General features: G+C 65.8%; 10 protein-coding genes and 1 pseudogene. 3 read left to right on the forward strand and 8 right to left on the reverse strand.

What is annotated here, in order from left to right; all coding sequences use genetic code 11:
* Both DM995_RS09905 and DM995_RS09910 read right to left on the reverse strand, forming a co-directional pair.
* Positions 1–261: MmcB family DNA repair protein (locus tag DM995_RS09905; protein WP_116969319.1), on the reverse strand; the 261-nt coding region annotated here is incomplete at its 3' end.
* 78 nt (positions 262–339) lie between these two features.
* A complete protein-coding gene (locus DM995_RS09910; RefSeq protein ID WP_232824278.1) occupies positions 340–804 on the reverse strand; it encodes a hypothetical protein in 465 nt (154 codons plus the stop codon).
* Between the two features lie 180 nt (positions 805–984).
* Between DM995_RS09910 and DM995_RS09915 the strand changes: the two genes are divergently transcribed.
* A complete protein-coding gene (locus tag DM995_RS09915) occupies positions 985–1821 on the forward strand; it encodes a TorF family putative porin (protein WP_023839178.1) in 837 nt (278 codons plus the stop codon).
* 97 nt (positions 1822–1918) lie between these two features.
* Positions 1919–2659, forward strand: a complete 741-nt coding sequence (locus DM995_RS09920) for a 7-carboxy-7-deazaguanine synthase QueE (protein WP_116969321.1) — start codon at positions 1919–1921, stop codon at positions 2657–2659.
* A gap of 21 nt (positions 2660–2680) precedes the next feature.
* Here the strand turns inward: DM995_RS09920 and DM995_RS09925 are convergent, their stop codons facing one another.
* The 3 genes and pseudogenes from DM995_RS09925 to DM995_RS22290 all read right to left on the reverse strand — a co-directional run.
* Positions 2681–4387, reverse strand: a complete 1707-nt coding sequence (locus DM995_RS09925) for an ATP-binding protein (RefSeq protein ID WP_023839176.1) — start codon at positions 4385–4387, stop codon at positions 2681–2683.
* Positions 4388–4481: 94 nt separating this feature from the next.
* Entirely contained in the window at positions 4482–5243 is a 762-nt protein-coding gene (locus DM995_RS09930) for a TIGR02186 family protein (protein ID WP_023839175.1), read from the reverse strand.
* Between the two features lie 91 nt (positions 5244–5334).
* Positions 5335–5646: pseudogene (locus tag DM995_RS22290) on the reverse strand (DUF389 domain-containing protein); the annotation flags it as partial.
* 207 nt (positions 5647–5853) lie between these two features.
* Here DM995_RS22290 and nhaA point away from each other — a divergent pair.
* On the forward strand, positions 5854–7164 hold the full coding sequence (gene nhaA / locus DM995_RS09940) for a Na+/H+ antiporter NhaA (RefSeq protein WP_023839171.1): 1311 nt from the start codon (positions 5854–5856) through the stop codon (positions 7162–7164).
* Positions 7165–8492: 1328 nt separating this feature from the next.
* Here nhaA and DM995_RS09950 read toward each other — a convergent pair.
* From DM995_RS09950 to DM995_RS21820, 3 genes are all read right to left on the reverse strand, one after another.
* A complete protein-coding gene (locus DM995_RS09950; protein ID WP_116970411.1) occupies positions 8493–8915 on the reverse strand; it encodes a VOC family protein in 423 nt (140 codons plus the stop codon).
* 16 nt (positions 8916–8931) lie between these two features.
* Positions 8932–9504 (reverse strand): invasion associated locus B family protein, encoded by a 573-nt coding sequence (locus DM995_RS09955; RefSeq protein WP_157973154.1) that lies wholly within the window; start codon positions 9502–9504, stop codon positions 8932–8934.
* Between the two features lie 10 nt (positions 9505–9514).
* Positions 9515–9757, reverse strand: a 243-nt coding sequence (locus DM995_RS21820) for a hypothetical protein (RefSeq protein ID WP_198669317.1), incomplete at its 5' end; no start/stop codon positions are given.

The following is a 9757-nucleotide window of genomic DNA, read 5'->3' on the forward strand; positions in this document are numbered from 1 at the left end:
ATGGTCGAGATATTCGCCCCATTTGGCATCGCCGAGCAGATCGCCGCGCGCCACCTTGATCTCGACGATGACGATCTGCCCGCGCGCATCGATCCCCATCAGGTCGGCACGGCGGCCATTGGGCAACGCCACTTCGGACGCCACCCAGATCTGGTTGCGCCGGAACAGCCGCGCGATCCCGCGCGCGACCGCTGCGGCACCGCCGGGCGGACCACAGGGCGAAACGATCGGTTCGGACGGCGCTTCATATGCATCGGGCATGGGCAGGGCGTGGGACAAGTTCTGAACCATGGCCCACGACTAATACAAAACAGGAACAAAGAAAAGGGGCGGCGCCGTTCAGGCGCCGGTGCCGGCCTGCCCCCGCTGGGCCAGCAGAGCGGCCAGGCTGTCGCAGCATTCGCGATGCAGCAGGGCGGCGGCTGCCCGCGCCGGATGCCCGAGACGGCGCGCCCGTTCGAGCGCGGAAAAGCCGGCTTGCAGCGCCGCCGAAAGCGCGTCGAACTCGGTCTCCAGGAACGTGGTGCCGCGTGCGTCCAGCTCGGCCAACCGGGCGGCGAGCGCGGCGCGTTCTCCAAGACCTGCGGCCTCATGGGAGGTGCTGGTACCCGCCAGGCGGCTTAGTACCGTCAAGGCCATGCCGATCGCCTCCACTTGCGCAAGGAGCGAATCGATCGCGCCGTGATCGCGCGAATCGGACTGGAGGGGGCGGAGCGAGGCGAACATCGCGTAATACCGTGGCCGCACCCGGTTAACATCGCGATAAAGGTCCGAACCGGTGCGTTTTCGTGGCGTGAAAGACACAATCTTTCAAAGAAGCGGGTCTTCTTAGCATTTTTCTCTTGTGCAGCGCAGCACAGCGGGGCAGCATTGCTGTCGCTGATTGTGAGCACTCCGGATTTGGCGCCAAGGGACGCCAGCAAGAACAGAGAGTAGCCGCTGCAGCGCAGGCGGGACGAAACGCATCCAGTTGAAAGGAAAAACATGCGTACGTCCAAATTCCACCGGGGCCTTGCGGGCCTCGCCCTCCTCCTGTCGTCGGCTGTCGCCACGCCTGCCCTTGCGCAGGAAGAGGAGTCCAAGCCCATCACTGTCACCGGGTCGGTCGGGCTTGTGTCCGACTATCGCTTCCGCGGCGTTTCGCAGTCGGATGAAGGCGTAGCGGTCCAGGGCGGCTTCACCGTCGCGCACGAATCGGGCTTTTACGTCGGCACCTGGGGATCGAACCTGGCCGGCTGGGGCACGTTCGGGGGCCCGAATCTTGAGGTGGACCTGTTCGCCGGTTACGCCACCACCGTGGGCTCGGCCGGCATCGACGTCGGCGTGACCTGGTACATGTATCCCGATGGCTTCGACAACACCGATTTCTTCGAAGGCTATGCCAAGCTCAAGGGCACGGCGGGGCCGGTGTCGCTGACCGCAGCCATCTATTATGCGCCCAAGCAGGAAGCGCTCGGCAATTTCTCAAACACGCCGTTCAGCCGGGGCCAGAAGGAAGACAATCTCTATCTGGCAGGGGACGCCAGCGTCGCCATTCCTGACACGCCGGTCACGATCAACGCGCATATCGGCTATTCCGAAGGCAATCCCGGCCTGGGCCCCAATGGAACCAGCGTGACGCCCACCGGCGAATACTGGGATTATTCGATCGGCGCGGCGGTGAACGTCTACGGGCCGATCACGCTCAGCGTGTCCTATGTCGATACCGACATCGGTCGCGCGGAATCGGCCTATCTGCTGCCCAACTTCCAGAAGTTCCGCAACGGTGGCGGACAGATCGCCGACGGCACCATCGTGTTCGGGGTGACGGCCGCCTTCTGACGAATCGTTTCGGGGGGCTGTGGCCGCATCCGCTGCTCAGGGGTGCGGCCACATCTTTTTGGCTTTCGCTGGCAAAATGGGCTAAGGGCGCGCGCGCATGACCCGATTGCGCCTCGCCACCGTCCGCCCGCAAGAGCCCGAGATCTTCCATTCGCTGCAGGGCGAAGGGGTATCGATCGGCAGGCCCTCGGTCTTTGTCCGCCTGTCCGGCTGCAACCTCGCCTGCCAGTGGTGCGACACCCCCTATACCTGGTTTTTCGAAGGCCATGCCGGGCCGCATCGCGGCGACCGCCAGTACGACCGGCGCGCCAACAGCGTGACGCTCGACATTGCCGAGGTCGTCGACCGGATCCGCGGCTTCGACTGCCCGCATATCGTGTTTACCGGCGGCGAGCCGCTGCTGCAGCAACCCGCGCTTGCGGCGCTGTGCGAACGGCTGGGCCCGGATTATCATGTCGAGATCGAGAGCAACGGCACCGTCGCGCTAACACCGGGCTTCGCGCCCTGCGTCCACCAACTCAACCTGTCCCCCAAGCTTGGCCATTCGGGCAATGCAGAAAGCGCCCGGCGCAACGACGCGGCGCTGGCGGCCTATGCCCGCGATCCGCGTGCCTGGTTCAAGTTCGTGATCGCCGAGCCCGCCGATGCCGAAGAGGTCGCAGCCCTGGCGGACCGCCATGCCATCGCGGCGCAGCGCATCATCCTGATGCCGGAAGGGACCGACAGCGCGACCTTGCACGCCCGCAGCGCCTGGCTCGCCCCGCTCTGCCTCGATCGCGGCTGGCGCTTTACCGACCGGCTGCACATCCACCTGTACGGCGATACGCGCGGCACCTGATCCGCGCGCGGGGCTGCCCGGTCAGCGGCCGTTGTTCAGATTGTCCTTGTTGCGCCAGCGGGCGATGACGCGCGCGACCATCTCGCTCTCGCCGCCATTTTCCTTCCAGAGCGCGCTGAACGCCGGGTCGTCAGAAGCAGGGCGGCGCGACTCGGCCAGATCGTCGAAGGCGACGCGGATGGGGATCGCGACCCCCTCGCCGCAGATGATGGCTTCGCGGTTGCGCAGCGCCGGGATCGAATCGAGAAACCCGCGCGCGCCCTCGGGCATGGCCGATCGCACATGCGCCTGATCGCGATCGTTGTTGAGGCGCATGGCGATGATCGTGCCGCATTGCGACAGCACGCCTTCCGAAAGGTCCGAGGGGCGCTGGGTGATCAGCCCCAGCGACACGCCATATTTGCGGCCCTCCTTGGCGATGCGGCTCAGCACGTCGCGCACCGCGCTATGATCGTTGACCCGGTCGGAGGGGATGTAGCGATGCGCTTCCTCGCACACCAACAGCACCGGCTTGGTGCGCTCCTTGCGGCTCCAGATGGCGAAATCGAAGATCATGCGGCTGAGCACCGCCACCACGGTCGCGGTGATATCCGACGGCACGCTCGACACGTCGATGACCGAGATCGGCTTGCCATTGGCCGGCAGGCGGAAGATCTTGGTGATGAAATCGAGCATCGTGTCGCCGACCAGCATGCCCGAGAACATGAAGCTATAGCGCGGATCGGCCTTGACCTCCTCGATCTTGCCCTTGATCCGCAGGAACGGCGCGCTCGACGTCGCCTTGTCGAGCTTGCCCATCTCGTTCTGGATGTTCGCGACCAGATCGGACAGCATATAGGGGATCGGCGTGTCCACGGTGACGCGGGCATTGCCCAGCGCCAGCTTGCCCTTCAGCCGCGCCGCGAGCAGGCACTTGGCGAGAATTTCGGCATCGGTCTGCCGGTCGGCGCCGTGCGAGGTGAGGAACACCTCACAATGCTCCTCGAAATTCATCAGCCAATAGGGCATCGCGAGATTGCCGACATCGAACAGTTCGCCATTCTGCGCGAAGGCGCTCGAATATTCGCCGTGCGGATCGATCATCACGATATGGCCGTCGGGCATCATGTCGCAGATGCGGTGCAGGATCAGCGCGGCGGCGGTCGACTTGCCGGTACCGGTCGAACCCAGCAGCGCGAAATGCTTGCCCAGCAGCGCGTCGACATAAAGCGCGCCGCGCGTGTCGCTGGTCGGATAGACCATGCCGATCTCGATATGCGGGCGCGCGTCGGCGGCATAGACCTGTTTGAGGTCCGCGCTGGTCATCGCATAGAGCGGCGTTCCCGGGACCGGATAGCGCGTCACCCCGCGCCGGAAGTTGAAGATGCGCCCGGTGAGCTTTTCCTCCTCGCCCTCGCCGAGGAAATCGATCTGACAGACGATCAGCCCCGCCTCGCGCTGGTGCATGCGCTGGGTGCGGACGTTCGCGACCAGCCAGCGATTGCCCATGCGAATCTTGACCTGGCTGCCGACCTGCCCCGCCATCGAGACGCTGGGATCGCTGTGATCGATCAACGCCTGCAGGCGGCTGGCGTCGAGCAGCACCTGCGAGCTCGATCCGGCAATCTCCACCACCTCACCGATGCGCAGCTGTTCGGTAGGGCGCTGGATCACCAGCGGAATGTCGGGACGCTCGGCGGAACTGGCGGGAATGCGCCCCTGGAAGCTGCGCGGGTTGAGATCGACCATCGGGCTGTCTGTGCCTTTTGCTTTGCGTAATCGCAGCAAGGCATAGGCGCATAGGGTAAATTTTCCCTCTATGCCGAGGACGCGGCGACTACCGTCAGATCTTCCGGAAGACCACCCCGCCGAGCCAGCCGAGCGCAAGCGATATCAGCACCGCGCAGACGCCATAGGCGAAGGGCTGATATTCGGCGACCGTCGCGACGAAAAGCTCGAAACCGAACTTGCGCACCTCGATCTCGCGCACCGCCGCCGCCAGCACCTGGCCATCGCGTACGAGAAAGGTTTCTGCGGTATAAGTGCCGGTCGGCACGCTGGCCGGGATCGACAGCCGCGCCTGATAGAGCACGCCTTCGAGTATCTCGACACTGCCTTCCTGCTGCTTGTAGAGCCCTTCGCGCCGGTTGAGATCGACCAGCCCGGAGAGGAAACGCCGCTGCTCGGCCGGGTCGATGGTTCCGGCGGGCGAAAGCTGCAGATTGGCGAGGCCGAATTCGTAGATCGCGGCCGTGCGCTTGTCGACGATCCTGTCGATCGGGCGCGACGAGGCGACGGCGTAATAGGCCGGCGCCGAGCGGAATTCGCTGCTCGCGGCGTTGAGCCAGATGCCCGCAATCTGCTGCTTTTCGCGCAGGATGATCGACTGCGGCGGGCCCTTGAGGATCACCACGATATCGCTGTCGCGCGCAGGCGGGGTGCCGCCCGGATAGACGATCGCGCCAAACAGCAGCAGCTCTGCGCCGGTAAAGCCGTACTTGATCTGGACCTCGCGCTGCGACACTTCGGGCACCAGCACCGGCTCGCTCGCCCCGCCGAGCAGCAGCGCCGCCAGGAACGCCGCGATCAGCCGCGCCAGTCTCATTTGAGCAGCTCGACCGTATAGATTTCCGCCGGGCGGAAGCCGAGGCCGATGGCCAGCCGCGCCGCCACCAGCAGCACGAGCGTCGCCAGCTTGCCATGCCGAAGCCAAGCCCGATGATCGGCCCCATCAGCGGCGAGATCAGCATCGCCCCGATCACCACCGCAGGCGAGGACAGCAGCAGCCCCAGCACCGCGATGCCCGCCGACATCAGGATCATGAAGGCATAGCGCGGGGTCAGGCTTGCCTCGTCATCGACCTTGGCGATCACCGCGCGATGCTCGATCCCGGGGATCACGCTGCCCCGCCACCAGCTGCCCAGCGGCCCCGTCACCCGCGCGGCAAAGCGGCCCAGGCGCGACCCTCCAGCGGGCGTGGACAAAGGCGCGGGAGCGGACTGGGACATGGCACGTTACCCTTGGGTTACCCGGCCAGGGGTGGACCCCACCGGGCTTTGCAGATAGATGCCCGAACGTCGTCGCCGCGCACCAGCAGCCTTCATGGCCCCCGGTGCGTCGGCGCTGGCTCAAGCGGACTGCCCCCCGGCCGGGGGGATGCCCTTCCAGGGCATGCGCGGTCAAGCGCGTTCGGGCAGCAACACACGGGAGCAGACATGGGCGCACAGGGGATACCGGGCGGCAGCGAGACATCGGCGCTGCGCAAGTTCCTGAACAGTGAGGCAGCGGGCGGCATCATCCTGATCCTGTCCGCAGCGATCGCGATGGTCATCGCCAACAGCCCGCTCTACGATCTGTACCATCATCTGCTGCACGACATTCAGGGCCCGGTGCTGACCAAGAAGCTGGGCCCGATGACCCCGCATCTGTGGATCAACGACGGCCTGATGGTCATCTTCTTCCTGTATGTCGGGCTGGAGATCAAACGCGAGCTCGTCGACGGGCGGCTTTCGACCTGGGACAAGCGGCGGCTGCCGGTGATCGCAGCGATCGCCGGCATGGCGATGCCCGCGATCATCTACCTCGTCGAAACCGGCGCCGATCCTGCGGTCGTCAACGGCTGGGCGATCCCCGCCGCCACCGACATCGCCTTTGCGATGGGTGTGCTGGCACTGCTCGGCAAGCGTGCGCCGACCTCGCTCAAGCTGTTTCTGGTCACCGTCGCGATCGTCGACGACATGGGCGCGGTGGCGATCATCGCGCTGTTCTATACCGAGGGCCTGGCCCCGGTCTGGCTGGGCGCGGCGGCGGCCGTGATGGCCGCGATGTATGCGCTCAACCGCTTCCGGGTGATGAACCTCATCCCCTATCTGCTGCTCACCGTCGTGCTGTGGTACGCGATCCTGCAATCGGGCGTGCATGCGACGATCGCGGGCGTGCTCGCCGCGTTCATGATCCCGATCATCAAGACGCCGGGAGCGCCGGACGCGCATGACAGCCCGCTGCACCGGCTGGAACACGGCATCTCGCCGTGGAGCAGTTTTCTCATCATCCCGCTGTTCGGCTTTGCCAATGCCGGCGTCTCGCTGGAGGGCGTAGGGCTGGGCGAGGCGTTCGCGCCGGTACCGCTCGGCATTGCCTCGGGCCTGTTCCTGGGCAAGCAGATCGGCATTTTCGGCAGCGTCTGGCTGGCGGTGAAGCTCGGCATTGCCAGCCGGCTGCGCGGCGCCACCTGGCTGCAGGTCTATGCCGTCGCGGCCTTGTGCGGCATCGGCTTCACCATGAGCCTGTTCATCGGCGCGCTCGCCTTTCCCGGCAATGCCGAGCTGATCGACGAAGCGAAGATCGGCGTTATCATGGGCTCTGTCGCATCGGCGCTGCTCGGCTATACCATCCTGCGCGTCTGCCCGCTGCATCCCGAGCACGAACAGGAAGAGCGCGAGCAGGAAGACGAGGTCCGGGCCGATGGCGATATCGAAAGCCTGGAAGACGACGAGGACGAGGACGTGGAAGTGAAGCACGCATGAGAATGATGACCCGGCTCGGCCTGCTGGCCCTGGTGCTGGCCTGCGCTGCCTGTGTGCAGAAGCCCGCGCCCCAGGCGGCGAAGCCCGCCGATCCGCTGAGCGACATCGCGCGCCAATATGTCCTGCTCTCGCTCGAGATCGGCACGCACGAGGATGGCTATATCGACGCCTATTATGGCCCGGCCGAATGGAAGCAACAGGCGGAAGCGAACCCGCGCGATCTTGCCGCTCTGGCGCAGGCGGTCGATGCGCTCGATGCCAGCCTGATGGCGGTCGACGTTTCGGATCGCGAGATCATGGTCCAGCGCCGGGCAAAATTTCTCCACGCCCAGCTCAACGCCGCGCGCACGCGGCTGAAGATGCTGCGCGGCGAAAAGCTCTCCTTCCGCCAGGAATCGCTCGGCCTGTTCGGCGCGACGCCCGACATCCAGCCGCTCTCCAGCTATGATGCGGTGCTGCAGGAGATCGAGGCGCTGCTGCCCGGTGCCGGCACGCTGGCCGAGCGGGTCGATGCGTTTCAGGAACGGTTCGTGGTCCCCGCCGACCGGCTGAAGCCGGTGTTCGACCGCGCGATTGCCGAGTGCCGCGCGCGCACCGCGGCGTATATCCCGCTGCCCAAGGGCGAGAGCTTCCACATGGAGTTCGTCACCGGCAAGCCGTGGAGCGGGTACAATTATTATCAGGGCAATCTCGCCAGCCTGATCCAGATCAACACCGATCTGCCGATCCGCATCACCCGTGCGGTCGATCTGGGCTGTCACGAGGGCTATCCCGGCCATCATGCGCTCAACTATCTGCTCGAACAGAAGCTGACGCGCGGCCGCGGCTGGGTCGAGTTCAGCGTCTATCCGCTCTACAGCCCGCAGAGCCTGATCGCCGAAGGTTCGGCCAATTTCGGCATCGACCTGGCGTTTCCGGGCGACGAGAAGCTGGCGTTCGAAACGCGCGAACTCTATCCGCTCGCCGGGCTTTCCACCGCCGATGCGGCGCGACTGGCGCAGCTGCAAAAGGCGCTGTCGGGGCTGCGCGGCGCGCGCTTCACCATCGCGCAGATGTATCTCGACGGGCAGATCGACCGCGCCCAGGCGATCGCGCTGACGCAGAAATACCAGCTGATGAGCGAGGCGCGCGCGAAGCAGTCGATCGGCTTTACCGATGCCTATCGCAGCTATGTGATCAACTATGGCCTGGGCCAGGACATGGTGCAGGCCCATGTCGAGGCCGCCGGACCCGATGCCAAGGCGCGCTGGGCCGCGATGGAGCGCGTGATCAGCGAGTGGTTCGTCACCCCCGCCTGCGCGGGGGTGACGAACCAACTGCGGGGGAAATCAGCTCGCGAACAGCATCGCGTCGTCGGCGAACGCCTTGAACTCGAGCGCATTGCCCGCCGGATCGTGGAAGAACATCGTCGCCTGTTCGCCCACCTGGCCGGCAAAGCGGATATGCGGCTCGATCACGAAGCGTGTGCCCGCCGCCTTGAGCCGATCGGCCAAGGCGTGGAAATCGTCCATCGTCAGCACCACGCCGAAATGCGGCACCGGCACGTCATGCCCGTCGACCGGATTGTGGTGCGCGCGCCGCACACCGGCATCGGGATCGAGATGCGCGACGATCTGATGCCCGAACAGGTCGAAATCGATCCAGTGATCCGACGACCGCCCCTCGCCGCAGCCCAGCACCTCGCGGTAGAAATGCCGCGCAGCCGCCAGGTCATCGACCGGAAAGGCGAGATGAAAGGGGCGGATGGTCATCGCGTCGCAGCGCGCGTCAGAAACCGGTCAGCGCGACGTCGAGCCCGGTCGACACCACGTTGATCACGATCGGCTTGCCTTCAAGATCGAGGAACACGAGCTCGAGCTTCTTGGCTTTCTTGAGGTTGGCAATATCGGTCGGGCCCAGCGGCTTCTCGCCAATGCACCCTTCGGGCAGGCAGCGGCTGAACACGATCTTGTCGATCGCCTTGGTCTGGTCGCCATCGACCTGGACCAGCGCGCCGGTATCGAGCCGCACGCCCAGCGGCACCTTGACCAGCAGCCCGGTCTTGCCAGTGGTCTTCTGCCGCGCGATGGCGACGCGGATCACTTCCTTGCTGTTGGCCTCGTCGATCAAAGACTGCACCGCGTCGCAGATCTCCTGCTCGCCGGTGCCCTTGCAGCCCGCGGTCCATGGCTTGGCGCCGTTGGTCCCCATCTTGGGCGTGATCGCCTGCGGCGCGGCAGGCGTGGCGGCGGCAGGCGCAGCGGGGGTCGCGGGCTTGGCGGTCTGTGCCGCCAGCGGGGCCGAAACCAGAGCTGCGGCCAGCGCACAGGCGGCCGAACGGAACACGAAATGCATCGCCATCATACTTTCTTCACTGGGCAAGCTGCCATGTCCACAGGGGGGCCGCCGTGCCGTTGCACAGGCTGATATACTCGCAGCCGCCGCGCTGTCCATCGCCCTGCGGCGCGCCGTTCCCGGCGCCGTCGTCTGCCGGGCGCAGCTCGGGCGAGACCAGCACGGGCAGCGGTGCGGACAGACCCTGCAGCACCTGCATGGGCGACGGGCCGTCGGGTGAAACCGGCAGGCTGACGGTGCCCTGGGGCGGCATAGCGAT

Source organism: Blastomonas sp. UPD001, from assembly GCF_003426715.1.
Taxonomy (GTDB): Bacteria; Pseudomonadota; Alphaproteobacteria; order Sphingomonadales; family Sphingomonadaceae; genus Blastomonas.